This window comes from Sphingomonas flavida (assembly GCF_036663655.1).
Classification (GTDB): Bacteria; Pseudomonadota; Alphaproteobacteria; order Sphingomonadales; family Sphingomonadaceae; genus Sphingomonas.
Genome location: NZ_JAXOJH010000002.1, coordinates 237,849 through 258,879, shown reverse-complemented (window position 1 = coordinate 258,879; position 21,031 = coordinate 237,849). Strand labels below are relative to the sequence as shown.

21 protein-coding genes and 1 tRNA gene are annotated in these 21,031 nt (G+C 66.1%); 17 read left to right on the top strand and 5 right to left on the bottom strand.

Annotated features, from left to right (window positions below; translation table 11 throughout):
• Window positions 1–11 precede the first annotated feature (11 nt).
• Window positions 12–101, bottom strand: a tRNA-Ser gene (locus tag U1703_RS03395).
• Window positions 102–281: 180 nt separating this feature from the next.
• Here U1703_RS03395 and hspQ point away from each other — a divergent pair.
• The 14 genes from hspQ to lptG all read left to right on the top strand — a co-directional run bounded on the left by hspQ (window position 282) and on the right by lptG (window position 14,162).
• The gene (gene hspQ, locus U1703_RS03390) at window positions 282–608 is read left to right on the top strand and encodes a heat shock protein HspQ (RefSeq protein ID WP_332784572.1); all 327 of its coding nucleotides are present in this window, start codon (window positions 282–284) and stop codon (window positions 606–608) included.
• A 136-nt stretch (window positions 609–744) separates the two neighbouring features.
• Window positions 745–1,044 (top strand): 50S ribosomal protein L21, encoded by a 300-nt coding sequence (rplU, locus tag U1703_RS03385; RefSeq protein WP_007405484.1) that lies wholly within the window; start codon window positions 745–747, stop codon window positions 1,042–1,044.
• Window positions 1,045–1,087: 43 nt separating this feature from the next.
• The gene (gene rpmA / locus U1703_RS03380; protein ID WP_332784571.1) at window positions 1,088–1,354 is read left to right on the top strand and encodes a 50S ribosomal protein L27; all 267 of its coding nucleotides are present in this window, start codon (window positions 1,088–1,090) and stop codon (window positions 1,352–1,354) included.
• 183 nt (window positions 1,355–1,537) lie between these two features.
• Window positions 1,538–2,086 (top strand): GNAT family N-acetyltransferase, encoded by a 549-nt coding sequence (locus tag U1703_RS03375; protein ID WP_332784717.1) that lies wholly within the window; start codon window positions 1,538–1,540, stop codon window positions 2,084–2,086.
• 720 nt (window positions 2,087–2,806) lie between these two features.
• Entirely contained in the window at window positions 2,807–3,202 is a 396-nt protein-coding gene (locus tag U1703_RS03370) for a TadE/TadG family type IV pilus assembly protein (protein WP_320452653.1), read from the top strand.
• Window positions 3,202–4,818: a pilus assembly protein TadG-related protein gene (locus tag U1703_RS03365; RefSeq protein ID WP_332784570.1), complete on the top strand. Its 1,617-nt coding sequence runs from the start codon at window positions 3,202–3,204 to the stop codon at window positions 4,816–4,818. The genes U1703_RS03370 and U1703_RS03365 overlap by 1 nt, the downstream gene beginning before the upstream one ends.
• Window positions 4,819–4,866: 48 nt before the next feature.
• Entirely contained in the window at window positions 4,867–5,916 is a 1,050-nt protein-coding gene (obgE, locus tag U1703_RS03360) for a GTPase ObgE (RefSeq protein WP_320452655.1), read from the top strand.
• A gap of 178 nt (window positions 5,917–6,094) precedes the next feature.
• Complete coding sequence (gene proB, locus U1703_RS03355; RefSeq protein ID WP_332784569.1) at window positions 6,095–7,195, top strand: glutamate 5-kinase; 1,101 nt, start codon at window positions 6,095–6,097, stop codon at window positions 7,193–7,195.
• Window positions 7,192–8,088 carry an SDR family oxidoreductase gene (locus tag U1703_RS03350; protein WP_332784568.1) on the top strand — a complete coding sequence of 299 codons (897 nt, stop codon included), beginning with the start codon at window positions 7,192–7,194 and terminating at the stop codon, window positions 8,086–8,088. The genes proB and U1703_RS03350 overlap by 4 nt, the downstream gene beginning before the upstream one ends.
• Before the next feature lie 72 nt (window positions 8,089–8,160).
• Window positions 8,161–8,406 carry an acyl carrier protein gene (locus U1703_RS03345; protein ID WP_058718202.1) on the top strand — a complete coding sequence of 82 codons (246 nt, stop codon included), beginning with the start codon at window positions 8,161–8,163 and terminating at the stop codon, window positions 8,404–8,406.
• A gap of 28 nt (window positions 8,407–8,434) precedes the next feature.
• Complete coding sequence (spt, locus tag U1703_RS03340) at window positions 8,435–9,697, top strand: serine palmitoyltransferase (protein ID WP_332784567.1); 1,263 nt, start codon at window positions 8,435–8,437, stop codon at window positions 9,695–9,697.
• 52 nt (window positions 9,698–9,749) lie between these two features.
• Window positions 9,750–11,669 (top strand): ATP-binding protein, encoded by a 1,920-nt coding sequence (locus tag U1703_RS03335; RefSeq protein WP_332784566.1) that lies wholly within the window; start codon window positions 9,750–9,752, stop codon window positions 11,667–11,669.
• A 220-nt stretch (window positions 11,670–11,889) separates the two neighbouring features.
• Window positions 11,890–13,068 (top strand): LPS export ABC transporter permease LptF, encoded by a 1,179-nt coding sequence (gene lptF, locus U1703_RS03330; protein ID WP_332784565.1) that lies wholly within the window; start codon window positions 11,890–11,892, stop codon window positions 13,066–13,068.
• Window positions 13,065–14,162: an LPS export ABC transporter permease LptG gene (gene lptG, locus U1703_RS03325; RefSeq protein ID WP_320452661.1), complete on the top strand. Its 1,098-nt coding sequence runs from the start codon at window positions 13,065–13,067 to the stop codon at window positions 14,160–14,162. Before lptF ends, lptG begins: the two co-directional genes overlap by 4 nt.
• A gap of 199 nt (window positions 14,163–14,361) precedes the next feature.
• Here the strand turns inward: lptG and U1703_RS03320 are convergent, their stop codons facing one another.
• Window positions 14,362–15,456 carry a fatty acid desaturase family protein gene (locus U1703_RS03320; RefSeq protein WP_332784564.1) on the bottom strand — a complete coding sequence of 365 codons (1,095 nt, stop codon included), beginning with the start codon at window positions 15,454–15,456 and terminating at the stop codon, window positions 14,362–14,364.
• A 131-nt stretch (window positions 15,457–15,587) separates the two neighbouring features.
• Between U1703_RS03320 and U1703_RS03315 the strand changes: the two genes are divergently transcribed.
• Window positions 15,588–16,739: an N-acetyltransferase gene (locus U1703_RS03315; RefSeq protein ID WP_332784563.1), complete on the top strand. Its 1,152-nt coding sequence runs from the start codon at window positions 15,588–15,590 to the stop codon at window positions 16,737–16,739.
• Window positions 16,740–16,787: 48 nt separating this feature from the next.
• Here U1703_RS03315 and U1703_RS03310 read toward each other — a convergent pair whose 3' ends face one another.
• Complete coding sequence (locus U1703_RS03310; protein WP_332784562.1) at window positions 16,788–17,051, bottom strand: hypothetical protein; 264 nt, start codon at window positions 17,049–17,051, stop codon at window positions 16,788–16,790.
• 32 nt (window positions 17,052–17,083) lie between these two features.
• Window positions 17,084–17,338 carry a hypothetical protein gene (locus tag U1703_RS03305; RefSeq protein ID WP_332784561.1) on the bottom strand — a complete coding sequence of 85 codons (255 nt, stop codon included), beginning with the start codon at window positions 17,336–17,338 and terminating at the stop codon, window positions 17,084–17,086.
• Window positions 17,339–17,887: 549 nt separating this feature from the next.
• On the opposite strand from U1703_RS03305, the gene U1703_RS03300 reads away from it, so the two are divergent.
• Entirely contained in the window at window positions 17,888–18,541 is a 654-nt protein-coding gene (locus tag U1703_RS03300) for a class I SAM-dependent methyltransferase (RefSeq protein WP_332784560.1), read from the top strand.
• Window positions 18,538–19,161 carry a hypothetical protein gene (locus U1703_RS03295; protein ID WP_320452667.1) on the top strand — a complete coding sequence of 208 codons (624 nt, stop codon included), beginning with the start codon at window positions 18,538–18,540 and terminating at the stop codon, window positions 19,159–19,161. The genes U1703_RS03300 and U1703_RS03295 overlap by 4 nt, the downstream gene beginning before the upstream one ends.
• A 185-nt stretch (window positions 19,162–19,346) precedes the next feature.
• Here U1703_RS03295 and U1703_RS03290 read toward each other — a convergent pair whose 3' ends face one another.
• Window positions 19,347–21,023 (bottom strand): aminotransferase class III-fold pyridoxal phosphate-dependent enzyme, encoded by a 1,677-nt coding sequence (locus tag U1703_RS03290; RefSeq protein WP_332784559.1) that lies wholly within the window; start codon window positions 21,021–21,023, stop codon window positions 19,347–19,349.
• Between the last annotated feature and the right edge of the window lie 8 nt (window positions 21,024–21,031).

The window sequence follows — 21,031 nt, the reverse complement described above, 5'->3', positions numbered from 1 at the left end:
AGCAGGGTAAGTGGCGGAGAGGGAGGGATTCGAACCCTCGGTACCGTTGCCGGTACGCCGCATTTCGAGTGCGGTGCATTCGACCACTCTGCCACCTCTCCGCGAGGACGTCCGAGCGGTGGAAAACCGCTGGGGCTGATCGATTGGAGGCGCGCTGTTAGATCAGCTTTTTATGCATTGCAAGCGCCTAAACTTGTGCAACGCGACAAAGACATTAAATCGGCTGCATGGATCGTATCGACACACTGCCTCTCACCTCGCGCCTGGATGTGGAGGCGCCGATGGTTGCGACCGCCCGGTTCGCGATCGGGGACGTCGTGCGTCACCGGATGTTCGATATTCGCGGCGTGATCTTCGACGTCGACCCGGTCTTCGCCAACAGCGACGAATGGTATGACGCGATCCCGGAGGATATCCGGCCCGCCAAGGACCAGCCCTTCTACCACCTGCTCGCCGAGAACGCCGAATCGAGCTATGTCGCCTATGTCAGCCAGCAGAACCTGCTGCGCGACGACAGCGACGAGCCGATCGAGCATCCCGCGATCCCCGGCCTGTTCACCGGCTACGCCGATGGCCGCTACCTCTTGCGGCGCGAACACCGCCATTGAGGGGCATGGGGATCGCCTGACAGGGGCGAAAACCGGATTCCCCGGTTGACAATCGCCGCCCCTTTGCCTAGCTGACCCTTCTTTCCCGACGGGCATCCCCGCGCGGGAGCCATGCATTTGGGAAGTGATGAGAGCCATGTTCGCAGTCGTGCGCACGGGCGGCAAGCAGTATCGCGTCGCCGCCGGAGATAAGATCGTCGTCGAGAAGATCGAGGGCGAAGCCGGCGCGTCGGTGACGCTGGGTGACGTCCTGCTGGCGGGCGAAGGCTCGGAGCTGAAGGCCGTCGACGGTATCACGGTCGCCGCCGAGATCATCGCTCAGGCGAAGGCCGACAAGGTCATCGTCTTCAAGAAGCGTCGCCGTCACAACTATCGCCGCCGCAACGGCCACCGTCAGCAGCACACGATCCTGAAGATCGTGTCGGTCGGCGCCTGAATTTCAGCCGCGCCACCCCAACGAAATCCAGGAGTAGTTCGCAATGGCACATAAGAAAGCAGGCGGTTCGTCGCGTAACGGTCGTGATTCGGCCGGCCGTCGCCTTGGCGTGAAGAAGTTCGGTGGCCAGGAAGCCATCGCCGGCAACATCCTCGTGCGTCAGCGCGGGACGAAGTTCTATCCGGGTCGCAACGTGGGCATGGGCAAGGACCATACCCTGTTCGCGCTCGTCGATGGCCGCGTCGCGTTCCACGAGGGCAAGCTGGGCCGTAAATTCTGCTCGGTCGAACTGGCCGTAGCGGCCGAATAATCGGGCAACCGCGCCGGGTTGCCCACCAGGGTGACCCGGGTTCCGCGCAGGAACCAGCAAAAAAGGGAGACGGGTCACCCCGGCTCCCTTTTTTCATGCTCCCTCCACCGCTTGCGGCGTCTGTCTCCGTCCCGTCATGGGCGTGTGCCAGAGGCGCCGGGCGTGACGAGGAGTTGTCGAGTGATGTTCGCGCGGACACCAAGATTGCTGTTGCGGCCAGCCTGGCCGGAAGATGCCGCCGCCCTGACCCAGGCCATCGGCCATGAAGACGTCGCCCGGATGGCGGCGCGTGTCCCCTATCCCTATACCCGCGCCGATGCCGAGCATTGGCTGGCCCAGTCCTGCGGACCGACCGAGCCGCGCTTCCTGATCACCGCGCTCGATCGTGGTGGTGCGCCGGACCTGATCGGCGGCATCGCGATCATCGCGGGCGATACCGGCCACGAACTCGGCTATTGGCTGACCCCATCGGCCTGGGGTCGCGGCTATGCGACCGAGGCGGGCCGCGCCGTCGTCGCCATGGCACGCGATGCCCTGCCGATCAGCCGGTTGGGCGCGTGGCACTTCGTCGACAACCCGGCATCCGGGCGCGTCCTGGGCAAGCTGGGCTTTCGCGCCACCGGACAGCGCATGGCGCGGGCGTCGGCTGGACGGTCGGGCCTGTCGCCCAGCCTGCACTATGCACTCGACCTGGAAAGCGAACGACGGACGATGATGCCGCTGGCCGCCTGACCCTGACGGGACCGCGTTCGTTGCGCGGTCCTGGAACGCGATGACATGAGGTTGATCCGAAGAAAGCCCCTCTCCTTTAGGGGAGGAGTTGGAGTGGGGCATCACCCCAAGGCTTGTCGTTTGTGGAAGCGCCCCACCCCCGGCCCCTCCCCTGAAGGGGAGGGGTGGGTCGAACTGACGTCATCGTGCTCTAAAATCGATACTTACTCCATTCCTCCCCTGTAAGGGGAGGTGGCAGGCAGAAGGCCTGACGGAGGGGTGTCCCGATAGGAAAGGGCAGTAAAAGCTCGCAGCCGGGGACACCCCTCCACCATGCTTTGCATGGTCCCCCTCCCCTTACAGGGGGAAGAATAAGGACTTTGCAGTTTGAATGGCGATCGGTCCCAAATCTGCGGATCGAATCGCATCAGCCAACGTCTCGCGACTCGTACGAGCCCCATTTCGCACAGTACTGCACGACATGGCTCTGTCGCACGGTCCTGCTCGAATTGGGCAGGATGCATGCCGTTGAATTTGGGTGCACCGACCATTCTGGTCATGCTTTTATTTTAAAATGACAGTATACGAATGCATGCGGAATTATTAGGAAATTGATAAGGTTTGAAACCGCTTTCTTCTGTCGTGCTCACTGCCGCAGGGGATTGTCCGGTGGCCCTTATGTCCGTTCGCGTCGTCGCGTCGTGCCCCTTTCGAATCTGCCGCCCCCATGGCCCGGGTGGCGTGACACGATGCCCTCGCGGTGTCGCTGCGGTCGAGATGGCGCTGGTGCTGCCCTTCCTGCTGGCATTGTTGATGGGCATCGTCAGCTATGGCGATTATTTCCTGACCGCCCATCTGGTCCAGCAGGCGGCGCATGACGCGGCCCGCGCGTCGCTTGCCGGCATGAATGCCACCGAGCGCAAGAGCATCGCGGTCGACACCGCCAAGCGGATGCTCGATTCGACCGGCGTCCTGCACCGCGATCGGGGACAGGTGGACACGGTCGAGGTCGACAATCTGATCACCGTGTCGGTCCGCTATGATGCATCCGCCGACCCCCTGCTCAGCCTGCCCTTCGTGCCCTCTCCCGGCACCACCCTGACCGCGCGCGGTGTCGCGATGATCGGGGGCCTGTGATGCCCAGTCTCTGGGGGGATCGGCGCGGGGCGGTCAGCATCCTGACCGCGATCGCCGCGATGGCGATCATCGGCTTTGCCGCGCTAGGCATCGACGTCGGCATGATGTCACTATCGCAACGCCGGTTGCAGGGAATTGCCGACCAAGCCGCGCTTGCCGCCGTCGCATCGTCCGTCGATCGCCGGGCGGAGGCGATCAACCGCCTGATCGCCGCCAATGGCCTGAGCGATGTGACCGCCACGATCACCACCGGCAGCTATCAGGCCAACACCGGCATCGCGCCCGCCAACCGATTCGTGGCCGGAACCGATGCGGGTGCGTTGCGCGTCCGGCTCAGCCGCCCGGTGCCCCTGTTCTTCGGCCGGCTGCTGACGGGCCAGAACAGCACGCCCGTCGCCGCCAGCGCCACGGCGCGGCGGATCGACCTGGCTTCCTTCTCGATGGGGACGCGGTTGGCCAGCGTATCGGGCGGTCTGCCCGGCGCGCTGCTCAACGGGCTGGCGGGCAGCGACCTGTCACTGTCGCTGGGCGATTATCAGGCGCTGATCAGCGGCCGGATCGACCTGTTGAAGATGAGCGAGTCGCTCGGCACCCGGATCGGGCTGACGGGGGCGAGCTTCGACACGATCCTGGCGACCGACGTCGCCCTGCCCTCGCTGGTCAATGCGATGGCCGATGCCGCCGGCAATGCGGGAACGGCCGCGTTGTTGCGCAACCTGTCGACCCGCCTGCCGGGATCGACGGTGCCGCTGACCCGGCTAATCGACCTGGGGCCGCTGGGCGACCTGACCAAGTCGAACTCGCGCGATGTCATCACCATGGATGCTTACTCGATGCTGCGCGAATCGCTGTCGGTCGCCAATGGCCAGCGTCAGGTCGCGCTGGACCTGGGCGCGTCGGTGCCCGGCCTCCTCTCGACCAAGGTGCTGCTGGCGATCGGCCAGCGGCCAGTCAATTCGCCCTGGCTGGCCGTCGCGCCGAACGGATCGGCGATCGTCCGCACCGCGCAGCAGCGTTTGCTGATCGAGACCCAGATCGGCGTACCGCTGGTCGCCAATGTCCAGTTGCCGATCTTCGTCGAGACCGCCTCGGCCCAGGCGCGCCTGAACAGCGTCACCTGTACGGCAGGCATCCCGAGCGTCAGCCTGGACGTACTCCCCTCCCCCGGTACGATCGCCATCGCGCAGATCGACCGCAGCCGCTTCAACGACATGAGCCGTTCGCCGATCGGTGGCGAGGTACCGCTGCTCCAGGTGCCGCTGGCCAATGTGCAGGGCTATGCCAGGATCAACCTGGCCGCCGACAGCGCATGGCAGCGGGTCAGCTTCAGCCAGAACGACATCACCAACCTGACGTCCAAGACCGTGACCGCCAATTCCGCCGTGCGGGGAATCGCCAGCGCGTTGATCGGGCAGGTCAGCCTGCGCACCGAGATTCTGGGCCTCGGCCTTGGCCTGGGCGGCCTGTCCGGCACGGTCGGTGCGGCGCTGACCCCGGTCGCGCCCGCGCTGGACCTGATGATCGGCAACCTGACCGATCTGCTGGGCCTGCATGTCGGGCAGGCCGACCTGACCGTCAACGGCGTGCGCTGCGGCGGGGCTACCTTGGTCGCCTGAGCGCAGCAAGGCTGGTCAGTGGCGGCGGTCAGCGGTAAAGGCGACCCCATGCATTTTCTCGATCAGGCCAAGATTTTCGTCCGCTCCGGCTCGGGCGGCCCCGGCGCAGTGTCCTTTCGCCGCGAAAAGTTCATGGAATATGGTGGTCCCGACGGCGGCAACGGCGGCAAGGGCGGCGATATCATCTTCGAGGCGGTCGCAGGCCTGAACACCCTGATCGACTTCCGCTACACCCAGCATTTCCGGGCACCACGCGGTTCGGGCGGGTCGGGGTCGAATCGTACCGGCGGCGGCGGCGACGATCTGGTCATCAAGGTGCCGGTCGGCACCCAGGTCCTGTCCGAGGACAAGGAAGAGGTGCTGCTCGACTTCACGAAGGTCGGCCAGCGCGAGGTGTTCCTGCGCGGTGGTGACGGCGGGCGGGGCAATGCCACCTACAAGACCTCGACCAATCGCGCGCCGCGCCAGCACGGCACCGGCTGGCCCAGCGAAGAGGCGTGGGTCTGGCTGCGCCTGAAGCTGCTGGCCGATGCGGGCCTGGTGGGCCTGCCCAATGCGGGCAAGTCGACCTTCATCAACGCGGTGACGAATGCGCAGGCCAAGGTCGGCGCCTATGCCTTCACCACCACCCGCCCGCAGCTGGGCGTGGTGCGCCATCACGACCGCGAGTTCGTCGTCGCCGACATCCCCGGCTTGATCGAGGGGGCCGCCGACGGCGCGGGGATCGGCGATCGCTTCCTGGGGCATATCGAGCGGTGCCGCGTGCTGCTCCATCTGGTCGACGCCAATGACGAGGATGTGGCCGAGAGCTACCGCATCGTCCGCGACGAGCTGGAGGCCTATGGCGCGGGCCTGATCGACAAGCCGCATATCATCGCCCTGAACAAGATCGACACGCTCGACGACGAACTGATCGAGGCGCTGTCGGCCGAACTGGCCGAGGCGAGCGGCGCGGACGTGATCCCGCTGTCGGGCGCGGCGGGCACCGGCATCGACTGGGTGCTCGACAAGCTGCTGGAGCAGATGGGCCCGGGGCCGGACGCCGTGCCCGAGGGGGACGTGGGCGAGGACGAGATTACGTGGTCGCCCTTGTCCTGAGGTGTCGGGGGATGGGCTCGGTAAGACATCCGGCCCTCCCCCATCCCCTCCCGCCTGCGGGAGGGGAGCGATACCTGGCGGGCCGTTCGCCCCAATCACGCCAGTCCCGCAAGCGGGAGGGGATGGGGGAGGGAAAAGAGCCTCGCAGAGACCGACAATCGTGGTGCTTCCCCTCACAATGATCTTCCCCCCCACCATTTGCCAGCGCCTGATCGTCAAGGTCGGCTCGGCCCTGCTCGTCACGCCCGAAGGCGATGTGCGCCGCGACTGGCTGACCGGTCTGGTCGCCGACATCGCCGCGCGCGTGCGGCAGGGGCAGCAGATCGCCATCGTCTCGTCCGGCGCGATTGCGCTCGGCGCGCGTCGCCTGGGCCTGCCCAAGGGCGGTCGCGCCAGCCTGGAGGATGCACAGGCCGCCGCCGCCACCGGCCAGATCGCGCTCAGCCAGACCTGGGCCGAGCTGCTCCACGCCGAAAACCTCACCGCCGCGCAGATGCTGGTGACGCTGGACGATCTGGAGGATCGCCGCCGCTATCTGAACGCCGCCGCGACGCTGGGGCGGTTGCTGGGCCTGGGCGTGGTGCCGGTCATCAACGAGAATGACAGCGTCGCCACCGAGGAAATCCGCTTCGGCGACAATGACCGACTCGCCGCGCGGGTGGGTCAGGCGGCCGGGGCGAACGGCGTGTTGCTGCTCTCCGACGTCGACGGGTTGTACGATTCGAATCCCCACACCAATCCGACCGCCCGGCATATCGAACGCGTCGAGCGGATCGAGGCGGTCAGTGGCATGGCCGATGGCGGCTCCGCCTCGGGCATGGGTTCGGGCGGCATGGTGTCCAAGATCGCCGCCGCGCGTATTGCGGTCAGCGCGGGCGCGCACCTCGCCATCGCGTCGGGCCGGATCGACCATCCGCTGTCGACGTCCGCACGCCACACCATCTTTGTCGCCGAAAAGAGCGCCCCTGCCCGTAAGGCATGGCTGGCGGGCGGCCTGACCGCGCGCGGGGCGATCTCCGTGGATGCGGGCGCGGCGAAGGCACTGGCCGAAGGCAACAGCCTGCTCGCGGCGGGCGCGACCGCCGTGCAGGGGCATTTCGCGCGCGGCGATCTCGTCACCGTCGAGGGGCCGGACGGCACGATCGCGCGCGGCCTCAGCGAATATGACTCGACCGAGGCACGCGCGCTGGTGGGCACGCGGTCGGACCAGCAGGCCGAAATTCTGGGCCATGCACCGCGCGCCGCGCTGATCCATCGCAACCATTTGGCCCTGCTATGATCGTGGCGGTGACGGGAGCGACCGGCTTTGTCGGTCGCGCGGTGGTCGATCGTGCCGCCGGTTCGGGATTGTCGCTGCGGGCGCTGACCCGCCGTGCCCAGCCGTCGCGGGCTGGCATCACCTGGATCGCGGGCGCGCTCGACAGGCCGGACAGCCTGGCCACGCTGGTCGAGGGCGCGGACGCGGTGTTGCATATCGCGGGCGTGGTGAACGCGCCCGACCGGGCGGGCTTCGTCTCTGGCAATATCGACGGCACCCGCGCGATGGTCGAGGCGGCGAAGGCGGCGGGCATCCGCCGCTTCGTCCACGTGTCCTCGCTGTCCGCGCGCGAGCCCGACCTGTCCGTCTATGGCTGGTCCAAGCGCCAGGCCGAGGATGTGGTGACAGATAGCGGCCTCGACTGGACTATCGTCCGGCCGAGCGGCATCTACGGCCCCCATGACACCGAATGGCTGGACGTGTTTCGTACCGCGAAGCTCGGCCTCGCCTTCATGCCGCCGCCGGGCAGGCTTTCGCTGATCGCGGTCGAGGATTTCGCGCGGCTGCTGACCACGCTGGTCGCAACCGACGGCCCGCGCGCGGTGCTGGAGGTCGATGACGGCCAGGTCCTGACCCATGCCGAACTGGCCGCCGCGATGGGTGCGGCGGTCGGGCGGCGGGTGATGACGCTGCATCTGCCCAAGGGGTTGCTGAGCCTGGGCGCCAGGATCGACCGCCGCCTGCGCGGGCCCCGCGCCAAGTTGACCGCAGACCGGGTCGGCTATCTCTGCCACCCCGACTGGACCGCCGACCCCGCCCTGCGGCCCGATCCGGCGCTGTGGCAGCCCGCCATATCATTGCCCAAGGGGCTGGCGGATACGGCGCGGTGGTATCGCGCCAACGGCTTGCTATAGCAGACACATAGACGCGCGGTCGAAAAGCCGCCGCATTTGGGTGCCACTGGGCCCCCGACTGAAAGGATCACCATGAGCGACCGCCAAGCCATTTTCGACACCGTCGCGGCCCAGATCGCGCCCTTCAACAAAAAGGGCGTGGCGCTGACCGAGGCGACGACCTTCCAGGGCGACCTGGAGTGGGACAGCCTGACCGTGATGGACTTCGTCGCCGCGATCGAGGACGAATTCGACATCATCATCACGATGAACATGCAGGCCGAGATCGAGAATGTCGGCCAGCTGGTCGACGCGGTCGAAAAGCTGAAGCAAGCCTGACCCTGAAGCGCCCGAGACGGACTTTCCCATGACCGAAGCCGCTGCCCAGCCCCACGCCCTGCCCACCGACGCGCCCGAAATCGCGCCGGAACGCGACCTGCTTTCCAAGTTCGACGGCCTGATCGCCGAACGGCAGGCGCTTCTCGACTCGGGCGTCACCGATCCCTTCGCGATCGTGATGGAACAGGTGAAATCGCCGACCGAGGCGGTGATCCGCGGCAAGGACACGATCCTGCTCGGCACGTACAACTATATGGGCATGACGTTCGACGCCGACGTCATCGCGGCGGGCAAGACCGCGCTGGAGCAGTTCGGTTCGGGCACCAATGGCAGCCGGATGCTCAACGGCACCTTCCACGACCATATGGAAGTCGAACAGGCGTTGCGCGATTTCTACGGCATGACCGGCGCGATCGTCTTTTCGACCGGGTACATGGCGAACCTGGGCATCATCTCGACGCTGGCGGGCAAGGGCGAATATGTCATCCTCGACGCCGACAGCCATGCGTCGATCTATGACGGCTGCCAGCAGGGCAATGCCGAGATCGTCCGCTTCCGCCACAATTCGGTCGAGGATCTGGACAAGCGGCTCGGTCGCCTGCCCAAGGAGCCTGCCAAGCTGGTCGTGCTGGAGGGCGTCTATTCGATGCTGGGCGACATCGCGCCCCTGGTCGAAATGGTCGCGGTCGCCAAGAAGCATGGCTGCATGGTGCTGGTCGACGAGGCGCATTCGATGGGCTTTTTCGGACCCAACGGGCGCGGCGTGTACGAGGCGCAGGGGCTGGAAGGCCAGGTCGATTTCGTCGTCGGCACCTTCTCCAAGTCGGTCGGCACGGTCGGCGGCTTCGTGGTGTCCAACCATCCGAAGTTCGAGGCGGTTCGTCTCGCTTGCCGTCCCTATATCTTCACCGCCTCGCTGCCGCCCTCGGTGGTCGCGACCGCGACGACATCGATCCGCAAGCTGATGACCGCCCATGACAAGCGCGAGCGGCTATGGTCGAACGCGCGCGCGCTGCATAGCGGTCTGAAGGACATGGGCTTCCGCCTGGGCACCGAGAATTGCGACAGCGCGATCGTCGCCGTCATCCTGGACGACCAGCAACAGGCGGTCGTCATGTGGCAGGCGCTGCTCGATGGCGGGCTGTACGTGAACATGGCGCGTCCGCCCGCGACCCCGGCGGGCACCTATCTGCTGCGCTGTTCGATCTGTGCCGAGCATACGCCCGAGCAGATCCAGACGGTGCTGGGCATGTTCCGCGCGGCGGGACAGGCGGTGGGCGTCATCGGCTGATCTCCCCTGACCCGCTTGGCAAACGGGGGGGCTTGGGTTTAGCGTGGCGACCGTGACCGAGCAGGAAGACCAGCGAGAGGGGAGCCGGTGGCAGACCCTGGCCCTGATCGCGGTGGCGCTGGCCGGTGCGATCACGCTGGTCATGCTCATCCTCACGCTGGGCCACGCCAATCGCGAACGCGACAGCGCGCTGGAGCGGCAGCGGCGCAGTTACGACGTGATGATCCTGGCGCGCACGCTGGCGGGCACGATCGCCCGGTCGGAAGCGTCGCTGGGCCGCTATGTCATCTCGGGCGACAACAAGCCGGGCCAGATCTATTCGGACGAATGGACGCTGGCGGGCGCACAGCTCGACCGGCTGGACCAGCTGGTCGAGGACCCCGCGCAGCAACGGCTGATCGACCGGCTGCGCCGGGTCTATGACGAACGCGGCAAGCAACTGGCCACGATCGCACTGTCGACCACCTATCACCACAATCGCCAGGCCTATGCGCTGTTCTATCAGGCGGGACAGGCGCGGGCGCTGGTGCAGATCGGGCGGACGCTCGATGCGCTGATCGACGGCGAACGCATCCTCCTCGATCAACGCAGCACGGTCGCGCGCGACACCGTCCTCCATTCCAACCGGATAGCGGGGGGGCTGGCGCTGTTCGTCATCGCGCTGGCATTCGGCGGCATGGTGCTGGGCTGGCTGATCCTGCGCGCGGTGTCCCAACGGGCCGAGGCGCGGGCGGAGGCGCGGGCCGAACGCGCGCGGGCCGAGGAACTGGCCAGCGCGGTCGAGGCCGCGACCCAGGAACTGAAGGTTCAGGAAGCCCGGTTGCGCCAGGCGCAGAAGATGGATGCGCTGGGCCAGCTGACCGGTGGCATCGCGCACGACTTCAACAACATGCTGGCGGTTGTTCTGGGCGGCTTGGAGCTTGCCCGGCGCACCGGCAAGGCCGAGGATCTTGGCCGCCATCTCGAGAGCGCGACCGAGGGCGCGCACCGCGCCGCCGCACTGACCCGCCGCCTGCTGATGTTCAGCCGCGAGGAGGCGCTGACGCCGGAATCGCTGAAACCGCGCCAGCTGGTCGCGGACATGCGCGACCTGCTCGACCGGACGCTGGGCGACGGGGTGAAGGTGACGGTCGAGGACGCGACCACCGACTGGCTGTTGTTCGGCGACCGGACGCAGATGGAAAATGCCATCCTGAACCTGGCGGTCAATGCCCGCGACGCGATGGACGGGCGCGGCGAATTGACTATCACCACCAGCGAAGCGACGGTTGCCGTCGACACGCTGCCCCGCGCGGGCGCGGGCGACTATGTCATCCTGTCCGTCACCGATACGGGCGCTGGCATGACGCCCGACATCGTCGAGCGCGTGTTCGAACCCTTCTTCACCACCAAGCCCGCGGGCAAGGGCACCGGCCTGGGGCTCAGCCAGATCTTCGGACTGGTCGGCCAGATGGGCGGCGACGTGACCATCCGCACCGCCCCGGGCGAGGGCACCACGGTCAACCTGTACCTGCCGCGCCATGTAGCCAGAGCGGTGGCCGCGCCGGTCGAGGCACAGGCGCCTGCACCCGTCGAGGCCGCCGATACGGGCATGTTGCGCATCCTGCTGGTCGAGGACGATCCACGGGTGCTGGCCGCGACGCTGGAGGCCTTGCGCGAACTGGGCCACGACCCCATCCCCTGCAGCGACCCGCGCGAGGCCGAGGGGCTGCTGGCGCGTCATCCGGGCGTGCGCCTGATCGTGTCCGACGTGCTGATGCCGCATCTGACCGGGCCCGAACTGATCGCCACGCTGCGCCCCCGCCACCCGGATGTGGCGGTGCTGTTCGTCACCGGCTTTGCGGGTGACGTGCAGGCGGCGGGGTTCGAGGGGCATGAGGTCCTGCGCAAGCCGTTCACGCTCGCCGGGCTGGAGCGGGCGGTGGCGGCGGCGTTGAAGCGTTGCGAAGGGCTGGTCTGCGCGGCGGCTTGAGCTTGGGGCATGGCCTTCGACTTCGCTCAGGCGGAACGGAGGCAGAGGCGTGGGGCTTGATACCAGAAGCCGTTCAGCCTGAGCGAAGTCGAAGGCCACGGAAATCCATCGCAATCAAGGGGTGACGCGCCCTGCCCGCCCTCGTATAGCCATGGCCGTTTTAGCGCGCGAGTGATGTCCCCGGCATGAAGTCCCCCGCATGAAATCAATCGATCGCTACATGGCCCGGTTGATCGCGTTGCCGCTGTTCGCGACGCTGCTCATTTCTGCGATGCTGCTCGTGCTCGATCGCATCCGCCGCCTGTTCGAATTCGTCGCGACCGAGGGCGGGCCGATCAGCGTGGTGTGGCGGATGCTCGCCAACCTGCTGCCCGAATATCTGGGGCTGGGCATTCCGATCGGGTTGATGCTGGGCATCCTGCTCGCCTTTCGTCGCCTGGCCACCTCGTCCGAGCTGGACGTGATGCGCGGCGTGGGCATGAGCTATACCCGCCTGCTGCGCGTGCCGTACATGTACGCGATCGTGCTGGCCGCGCTGAACTTCGCGATCGTCGGCTATATCCAGCCGGTCGCCCGCTATTATTACGAAGGGCTGCGCTACGAGTTGCGCACCGGTGCGCTGGGCGCGTCGATCAAGGTCGGCGAGTTCACCCATCTGGGCGACCGCATGACCCTGCGCATCGAGGAAAGCCGCGAGAATGGCCGCGACCTGTCGGGCATCTTCGTCCACGCCAACACGTCCAAGGGCGACTGGATCGGCGTGACGGCGGCGCGCGGGCGCTTCCTGGCGACCGATGATCCCAACGTCATCATCTTCCGCCTGACCAACGGCACGCTGATCCACAACCGGCCCGAGTTCAAGGCACCGCGCGTGCTGACCTTCTCCAGCCACGATCTGCCCATCGACCTGCCCAAGTTCGACAATTTCCGCCAGCGCGGCGGCCGCGACCTGGAGTTCACCCTGCCCGAACTGGCCCGCCATGGGCAGGACGCACAAAGCGCCGAGGCGCGTGCGGGAAGCCGGTCCGAATTCCACTTTCGCGTGGTCGAGGTGGTGACGATGTTCCTGCTGCCGCTGCTGGCGGTGTCGCTGGGCATCCCGCCCAAGCGATCGACCTCGGCGCTGGGCGTATTCCTGTCGATCGTGATGCTCGTCACCTATTTCAAGGTGAACCAATATGCCGCGGATATCGGTGCGCTGGGCCGGGTGAACCCGGTGCTGGCGCTATGGGGGCCGTTTGCGGTCTTCGCCGGGCTGGTGCTGTGGATGTATTACGTCACCGCCTATGTCCCCGGCGGCCAGCCGATCGGCGCGCTGGAGCGTGGGGTGGCCAAGACCGCCAAGGCGATCGGCCGCTGGCTGCCCGGCCGCCGCCGCAAGAAGGCGCATACGGCATGAGCCTGTCTAATATCTTCCCGTCCCGGACGATCGCCATCTACATGGCGAAGATGTTCCTGGTCCGTACCTTCGCCATCCTGTTCGCGGTGGCGCTGGTGCTCCAGACGCTCGACGTGCTCAGCGAGTCCGGCGCGGTGCTGGCCGCACCCGGCAACGGGCAGGCGCAGGTGTGGCGCTACGTCTCGCTGCGCGCGCCGCAGATCATCTCGTTCCTGCTGCCCTTCTCGGTGCTGCTCGGCACGATCCTGACCTTCTTCACGATGAACCAGAATTCCGAGGTCATCGCGTTGAAGGCGGCGGGCATGTCGGCGCATCAGGTGCTCGCCCCCCTGCTGATCGCCAGCGCGGGCGTGGCGGCGTTCAGCTTCGTCTTCAACGACCGCATCGTCCCGCGTGCCAGCGCGACGCTCAGCGCCTGGCAGAAGGTGCAATATGGCCCCCTGCCCATCGACAGCGGCGACCGGGCCAATGTCTGGGTACGCGACGGCGACGACCTGATCTCGGTCGACCTGATCCAGGGCCGCGGGGCTAAGACCCAAATGGGCGGCGTGACCCTCTATGACCGCGAGGGCGGCAGCCTGCGGGCGATCGTTCGCGCGCCGCGCGGGATTCGCTCCGGCGATGGCTGGCAGATCGGTCCTGCGACGCGGTTCGAGGTGCAGTCGGGCAAGCTGACCCGCTATCCCTCGCTGATCGTCGGGCGCGGGGTTACGCCCGAACAGCTGACGCTCGCCAGCGTCAGCGCCGACAATCTGTCCTTCGGCGCGCTGTCCAGCGCGATCACCGACCTGCAGGAGGCGGGCCGTCCGACCAAGTCGCTGGAGGGTTCGCTCTGGCACAAGCTGTCCGCGCCGATGTCGGCGATGCTCATGCCGCTGCTGGGCGCGGTCGCGGCCTTCGGCGTCGCGCGGTCGGGCAAGCTGTTCCTCCGCGCGGTGGTCGGCATGGCGCTGGGCTTCGCCTATTTCGTGGCGGACAATTTTTCGATGGCGATGGGCGATCTTGGCGCCTACCCGCCGTTTCTGGCCGCCTGGGCACCGATCCTGCTGTTCTTCCTGATCGGGGAAGCGGTGCTGTTCCGGACGGAGGAGTGAGGGCGATTAGCCCTCTACCTTGGTCCCCGTCTCACTGAGCGACGTCGAAGTGCACGGTCCAGGCATGGCGGCTGGACGGCGGTGTTCCCTTGGCCTTCGACTTCGCTCAGGCTGAACGAGAGTTGAGGAATACCTGACCTCCGATCGCACCGAGCGGGGTCGAAGCGCACGCCCCGCGCCTCGCTCGGTCTGGAGAAAATTACTTCCCCCGACGGATCGTGCTCAGACCGATCTTGGCGACCAGCCCCGGCAGGCCCTTGTAGCTGGCCTTGTGATAGGGCGAGTCCGGCGTCAGCGCCGCACTGATCCGGCGGTGCGCCTCACCCAGCGCATGATAGGGCAGCGACGGCAGCAAGTGGTGCAGCGCGTGATACCGCAGACCCACCGGCGCCCACAGCCCCGGCAGCAGCGCGGGCGGCGGCACGTTGACCGAGTCGAGATACTGGGCCGTGACAGTCATCTGCTCGCCCTCATTCTCCCACAGATGTGCGACCAGCGTGCGGACCTGGTTGAGCACCGCCACCGCAGAACCGATCGCGAACCCGATCGCAAAGCCGCGCACCGGAATGACGCCGGTCACGACCATCGCCACCAGCGCGATCGCCCAGATCGAGGCCGCCGCGTCGGTGCGGTTGAAGCGCACCAGCGCCTCTCCCTCGGGCATGCGGCGACGGAAATTCGGGTTGATCGCCAGTGCCGAATAACGCTCGACGACGATCTTGCGCAGGCCCGGAATCACCCACGACAGCGGCGACAGGATCGCGAACCGGATCAGCAGGCCCAGCGGCGCCAGCGTGGACACCAGGATGAACACCGGCAGCGTCCACGGCTTCATCAGCGCCAGCGGCAGATATTCGGGATCCTCCGCTGTGCCGTAACGCGTCTTGGCATGGTGCAGATTGTGCACCCCTTCATACATGAAGGCGGGGGTCAGCAGCGGCACGCCGACCAGCGCGTTCCAGCCCTCGCGGAAGCGCGGCAGCGCCGAATGCTTCATATGGCTGACTTCATGGATGAACAGGAGCGCACGATACAGCGCCAGCACCGCCACGACCGAAGCCACGACGATCACGCCAGTCGACGACGCCGTCACCGCGACGCCGAGCGCCACGTAACCGAGCAGTGCGCTGCCCGCCATGTCGGCCCAATAGAGCCTGGGGCGCGGCGCGATCAGGTCGCGGGTCAGCTCGGCGGCCGCCCGCAGCATGGCCTTGTCGTCCATGATCGGGACACGGGGCGTGGCAACGGCGGCGTTCGGGGCCGAGGCGCGGTCGAAAGAAAGCGTCGAATCCATGGTTTATCCTTTGCCCCCACATAGTGGCGACACGGTGGCATTCCCACGCCCCGCCATGACGGAATCCTCACTCGCTATGATCGAGCGAGACGGTTAGGAATGACGGCAAAATCATTGCCGGACCGCATTCCATGACCGTTTCCATCCGTCCCATCTCGTCGAAGCGCGATCGCAAGGCGTTCGTCGACTTCCCGTTTTCGCTCTACGCCAACGACCCCCACTGGGTTCCGCCGCTGAAGGGCGAGGCGCTGGGCCTGATCACGCCGGAAAAGAATGGCTGGTACAGCCATGCCAAGGCGCAGCTTTTCCTGGCGGAGGACAATGGCACGGTCGTCGGCCGCATCTCCGCGCATCTCGACACGCTGGCGCTGGAGATGGACCCGGCCAAGGGCTTCGGGCCCGGTGTCGGCTTCTGGGGCCTGATGGATGCGACGAACCAGGACGTGTTCCGCAGCCTGCTTGCCGCCGCCGAGGGCTGGCTGCGCGAACAGGGCATGACGCGGGCGATCGGCCCCGTGTCGCAATCGGTGTGGGAAGAACCGGGCCTGCTGGTCCAGGGCTTCGATCAGGACCCGACGATCATGATGGGCCATGCGCGCCCCGAATATCAGGGCTGGATCGAGGCGGCGGGGTACGGCGTCGTCAAGCAGCTCTTCACCTATGAGCTGGACATCACGCAGGAATTTCCCCCGATCGTCCAGCGCATCATCAAGTCGGGCGAGAAGAACGAACGCATCCGCATCCGCGAGGTGAACAAGGCCAAGTTCGACGAAGAGGCCGCGATCATCCTGGGTATTTTCAACGACAGCTGGGCGGATAATTGGGGTTATGTTCCCATCACCCCGCCCGAAATCAAGGATGTCGGCGTCAAGCTGAAGCCGATCGTCTTTAACGACCTGATCCGCATCGCCGAGCTGGACGGCAAGCCGGTGGCGTTCATGATCACGCTCCCCGACCTGAACGAGGCGATCAAGCCACTGAACGGCAGCCTGCTTCCCTTCGGCTGGGCCAAGCTGCTGCTATGGCTGCGCGCGCCCAAGGTGCGCACGATGCGCGTGCCGTTGATGGGGGTGGTCAAGGAATTGCAGTCGTCGCGCATGGCCAGCCAACTGGCCTTCATGATGATCGAATATATCCGCCGCGCCTCGATCACCAAATATGGCGCGTCGCGCGGCGAGATCGGCTGGATCCTCGACGACAATCAGGGGATGCGCTCGATCGCCGAGACCATCAACAGCAACGTCAACAAGACCTATAACGTCTATTCGCGCGATCTGGTCTGATCGCGGCGGGCGGGGCTGCCCGGCATGGACGGCCCCCACCCTTTTTCCTCACTTGTTGCGGCCGATATAGTTGAGCGGGTCGACGCCGTTCCACAGCCAGGCCTTGCGCGTCTTGCACACCTTGCCACGCATGATGTGGTCTTCCTCGACATTCAGGAAGCAGTAGCGGGTCGGCTTGGCGGCGGCCGGCGCGGTCGGCAGAGCGGTGGCGTCGGCGGTGGCGGCGACGGGAGCAGCGGCGGGCTTGACGACGTCATCGCGCGGCGATGCGGCGGTTAGGGCGGCGGTGGCGGCGAGCAGGGCGAGGATCATGGGACGTCTCCAGAAATCGGAATGAGGTAGGATCAGCGGCGCGCGATACGGCCGGTGGGAACCGCACCGTCGATGGCGATCCACTCGCTGGCCGTGTGGCAGAACCGGGTCGGGATCAGCGATCCGGGCAGACGATCGACGATGCAGTAACGGGTCTTGGCATCGGGCGCGGCGGGACGGCCGCGAAGGTCAGTTACAACGGCGACGGCCTCCAGCGTGACGGTGGGGGCCTCCCGGACCGGAGCGGCGGTCGATACGGTCGATGCGATCAGCAGTGTCAGCAACATGGTGGTAACTCCCTGGTGCCGGATGACCCCGGCATGTGAGTTACTGCATTAGTCGTGCCACACACTTCGAATGTATGTTTTCAGCCACTTAGCGATTTAGGGTTAGGCATGAATCGCCATAGTCTGGGAAATTTCACCGATCGCTTGGCATATTATCACCGATGCGATGCCTGCGCGGCGCACATCGCTGCGCTGTTTCACGCGTTCCCCGAGACCGCCTGCCGGACGAGTGATACAAAAGGCGCAAGGCCGGATATCCCGAATCCTCAGGCGCCAACTCCAAGTTCAAAGGAAATGTCTAACAGTAAACAGGACCATCGCCGACAAGGCATAACCTTGCCTTGCAGGCTAAATCCATTTTGGTCGGATACCGACACAATAATATGTAGCGGCTTGATACGACAAATTCATGCCGGGATGATGACATATTGGTTTCGCTATTGAGAAATTCTCGCATGGCAAGCAGGCTTTGTCGCGAAAATGTCACCGCCTGCTGCGAACAGGATTGGCATCGTCGCACAACGGGATGCCCCTTCGATGGCAACGCAGATGAGTACCGCCAGCGTCACCAAGGCCTATGATCGCTGGTCCCCGGTTTATGATCTGGTCTTCGGCCCCGTCTTCAAGAAGGGCCGCTCCGCCGCCATCGTCGCCGCCGAACGGATCGGCGGCCGCATCATCGAGGTAGGGGTCGGCACCGGCATCTCGCTGCCCCAGTATTCCAACCGGAACCGCATCGTCGGCGTCGACCTGTCCGAGCCGATGCTGGACAAGGCGCGCGAACGGGTGCGCAGCGGCAAGCTGACCCATGTCGAGCAGATCGCCTACGGCGATGCCGAGGCGCTGCAGTTCGCCGACAACAGCTTCGACGTGGTGGTGGCGCAATATGTCATTACCGCCGTGCCCAACCCCGAAAAGGCGCTGGACGAGTTCGCACGTATCTGCCGCCCCGGTGGCGAGATCGTCATCACCACGCGCGTCGGCGCGGGCGACGGCCTGCGCGGGCGGATCGAGAAGACGCTGATGCCGGTCACCAGCCGCCTGGGCTTCCGCACCGACTTCCCGTTCGAACGCTATACCGACTGGGCCGCGACGCGTGGCGATGTGGAGCTGGTCGAAAGCCGCCCCCTGCCCCCGCTCGGCCATTTCTCGCTGGTCCGCTTCGCCAAGCGCCAGCCCATCCTCCAAGGACATGTGCAATGACGGGTTTTCGCGCGCAGCTCGCCGAACAGCGGTGGGACGATCATCGTTATTACCACCACAGCCTGGTCAACCAGAGCCTTCACTTCGTCAGCGCCTGCACCTTCCTGACCGCGTATGTGCTGCTGTTCATCGACCCGGCGGTCGCCAGCCTGCTCGCCTGGGGCGTCGCGATGACCAGCCGCCAGGCAGGCCACTTTTTCTTCGAGCCCAAGGGCTATGACCATGTGAACAAGGCGACGCATGAGCATAAGGAAGAGATCAAGGTCGGCTATAACCTGGCCCGCAAATATGTGCTGATGGCCATCTGGGGCGCGATCCCGGTCGTGCTGCTGTTCCAGCCCACCTTGTTCGGGACGCTGGAATATCCGGATGGCTTCATGGGCTATCTGCGCCATGTCGGCATCGGCTGGCTTGGCCTGGGCGTCAGCGCGATCTTCGTGCGGGTCATGCAGCTCTGGGTGCAGCGCGATCTGGAAACCGGGCTGGTTTGGGCGACGAAGATCGTTACCGACCCGTTCAACGACTTCAAGATGTACAAGAGCGCGCCGCGCCGCCTGATGAAGGGCGAGCGGATGGATCATCACGATGCCGATGATTTCGAGGATCTGAAGGCCGCGTAAGGTCGACCTTGGTTTGACGGACGGGGCGGCGGTTCGAGAAGGACCGCCGCCCTTCTTTTTGCTCCCCTCCCGCAGGCGGGAGGGGTCGGGGGAGGGCAAGGCCACAAGCGCTGGTCTCGGTGAGACGTCCCGCCCTCCCAAAACCCCTCCCGCCTGCGGGAGGGGCTTTAGCAGGAAAAGGGGACTTACCTGCCCCGCCCCAACCGCACCGCCAGCGACTCCTTCAATATCCGCCGCCGGATCGCCTTGTTCGCCTGCTTCGGGTCGGCGGGCGCATCTGGCGAGGTCCACCACCAGCCATCGTCACGCATCTGTTGTCCCGCTGCAACGAAGCGGTCGCAAATATCGGCGAACAGGGGGTCGTCGATGTCGAGGCTGAAGATCAGCCGCCCGGTCCCGACCCAGCTCAACGCCAGACCGTTCGCCCGGAGATAATATTGCAGCATCCAGTTATAGGGCGAGGCGACCGAGTAGAGGATGGTCCAGATCGTCTGGACATGCGCGACCGACAGCGGGAGGCCGGCCTCCGCCATGCGCACATTGAACATCGCGGCGCGCGCGTTCCAACGCGCGTCCAGCCCGTCATACAGAGCCGTCACCTCGGGCGTTTCCAGCCGCCGCAGGAATGCGTTCATCGCCCCCATCACCATGGGGTGCGAGTTGAAGGTCCCGCGCGCGAAGCAGATGTCGACGGGGCGATCCTCACGCCAGCGCTTCATCAGATGTGCCGGACCGCACAGCACGCCGACCGGCAGACCGCCGCCCAGCGTCTTGCCGTAGGTGATCAGGTCGGGCGTCACCCCGAAATATTCGGGCATCCCACCTTTCGCCAGGCGAAAGCCCATGAACACCTCGTCGAAGATCAGGACGATGCCGTTCGCGCGGCAGGTCTCGACCAACCGGTGCAGCCAGTCGCGATAGGCGGCCATATCCGCCCCCGCCTTGCGCCCGCCATCGACCAGCTGACCGTCGGACGGGGCCGAGCCATTGGGGTGCATCGCCTGGAGCGGATTGACCAGCACGCAGGCGATGTCCTTGCGCGTCGCCAGCACCTTCAGCGTCCGCTCGGACATGTCGGCCAGCGTCAGCGTGCGGTCGGCGGGGACCGGGTTGCCGATGCCGGGCTGCACATCGCCCCACCAGCCATGATAGGCGCCCGCGAACCGCACCAGGCGCGGCCGCTTGCTATGGTAGCGCGCCAGCCGCACCGCCTGCATCACCGCCTCGGTGCCCGACATGTGGAAGGACACCTCGTCCATCCCCGACAGCGCGGTCAGGCGGCGGACATTGTCGGCGACGACCGGGTGGAACGAGCCGAGCACCCCGCCCAGATCGCTCACCATCGCCGCGCCCTCGGCCATGGTCTGCTTGTAGAAGTCGTTGCCGAACAGGTTGACGCCGTAGGAACCGGTCAGGTCGATCAGGTGGTTGCCGTCCAGGTCGATCAGGATCGGCCCCTCGCAGCGCTCGTAAAAGGCGCCCGTCGCCAGGGTCGTGCGAACCTTCTCGCGAAACTGGAACGGCACGCGGTACGCACCAGTGAACTGCAGGTCGGACAGGCCGGGCCGCGTCTCGCGGGTCAGCGCCAGGGTCTTTGCATATCGCTCCGCGAACAGGCCGCCCAGCCGCTCGAACCCGGCACGCCGCCGGGCCGCGACGGTGTCGGGCGCATCGTCGACGCAAAAGAAGCGATCCTCGTCATAGCTGTAGAACGGGATCTGCCCGGCGATGCGCTTGGCCATGCGGACATGGCCGCCCAGCCCCGGATGCTTGGCGCGCGACAGGGTCAGTCGCCGATGCCCCTTCGTCAGGGCAACGGCACCGGCGGAAGCGGCCAGCAGGCCAGTGAGAATCGGGTTCATGCGGCCTT

Bases quoted from the DNA above. Each gene is read 5' to 3' on its own strand.
- obgE (WP_320452655.1), top strand. From the start codon at position 4,867: ATGCATTTTCTCGATCAGGCCAAGATTTTCGTCCGCTCCGGCTCGGGC.
- U1703_RS03365 (WP_332784570.1), top strand. From the start codon at position 3,202: ATGCCCAGTCTCTGGGGGGATCGGCGCGGGGCGGTCAGCATCCTGACC.
- hspQ (WP_332784572.1), top strand. From the start codon at position 282: ATGGTTGCGACCGCCCGGTTCGCGATCGGGGACGTCGTGCGTCACCGG.
- rpmA (WP_332784571.1), top strand. From the start codon at position 1,088: ATGGCACATAAGAAAGCAGGCGGTTCGTCGCGTAACGGTCGTGATTCG.
- proB (WP_332784569.1), top strand. From the start codon at position 6,095: ATGATCTTCCCCCCCACCATTTGCCAGCGCCTGATCGTCAAGGTCGGC.
- U1703_RS03310 (WP_332784562.1), bottom strand. From the start codon at position 17,051: ATGATCCTCGCCCTGCTCGCCGCCACCGCCGCCCTAACCGCCGCATCG.
- U1703_RS03315 (WP_332784563.1), top strand. From the start codon at position 15,588: ATGACCGTTTCCATCCGTCCCATCTCGTCGAAGCGCGATCGCAAGGCG.
- spt (WP_332784567.1), top strand. From the start codon at position 8,435: ATGACCGAAGCCGCTGCCCAGCCCCACGCCCTGCCCACCGACGCGCCC.
- lptG (WP_320452661.1), top strand. From the start codon at position 13,065: ATGAGCCTGTCTAATATCTTCCCGTCCCGGACGATCGCCATCTACATG.
- rplU (WP_007405484.1), top strand. From the start codon at position 745: ATGTTCGCAGTCGTGCGCACGGGCGGCAAGCAGTATCGCGTCGCCGCC.
- U1703_RS03350 (WP_332784568.1), top strand. From the start codon at position 7,192: ATGATCGTGGCGGTGACGGGAGCGACCGGCTTTGTCGGTCGCGCGGTG.
- U1703_RS03305 (WP_332784561.1), bottom strand. From the start codon at position 17,338: ATGTTGCTGACACTGCTGATCGCATCGACCGTATCGACCGCCGCTCCG.
- U1703_RS03345 (WP_058718202.1), top strand. From the start codon at position 8,161: ATGAGCGACCGCCAAGCCATTTTCGACACCGTCGCGGCCCAGATCGCG.
- lptF (WP_332784565.1), top strand. From the start codon at position 11,890: ATGGCCCGGTTGATCGCGTTGCCGCTGTTCGCGACGCTGCTCATTTCT.
- U1703_RS03295 (WP_320452667.1), top strand. From the start codon at position 18,538: ATGACGGGTTTTCGCGCGCAGCTCGCCGAACAGCGGTGGGACGATCAT.
- U1703_RS03320 (WP_332784564.1), bottom strand. From the start codon at position 15,456: ATGGATTCGACGCTTTCTTTCGACCGCGCCTCGGCCCCGAACGCCGCC.
- U1703_RS03300 (WP_332784560.1), top strand. From the start codon at position 17,888: ATGAGTACCGCCAGCGTCACCAAGGCCTATGATCGCTGGTCCCCGGTT.
- U1703_RS03375 (WP_332784717.1), top strand. From the start codon at position 1,538: ATGTTCGCGCGGACACCAAGATTGCTGTTGCGGCCAGCCTGGCCGGAA.
- U1703_RS03290 (WP_332784559.1), bottom strand. From the start codon at position 21,023: ATGAACCCGATTCTCACTGGCCTGCTGGCCGCTTCCGCCGGTGCCGTT.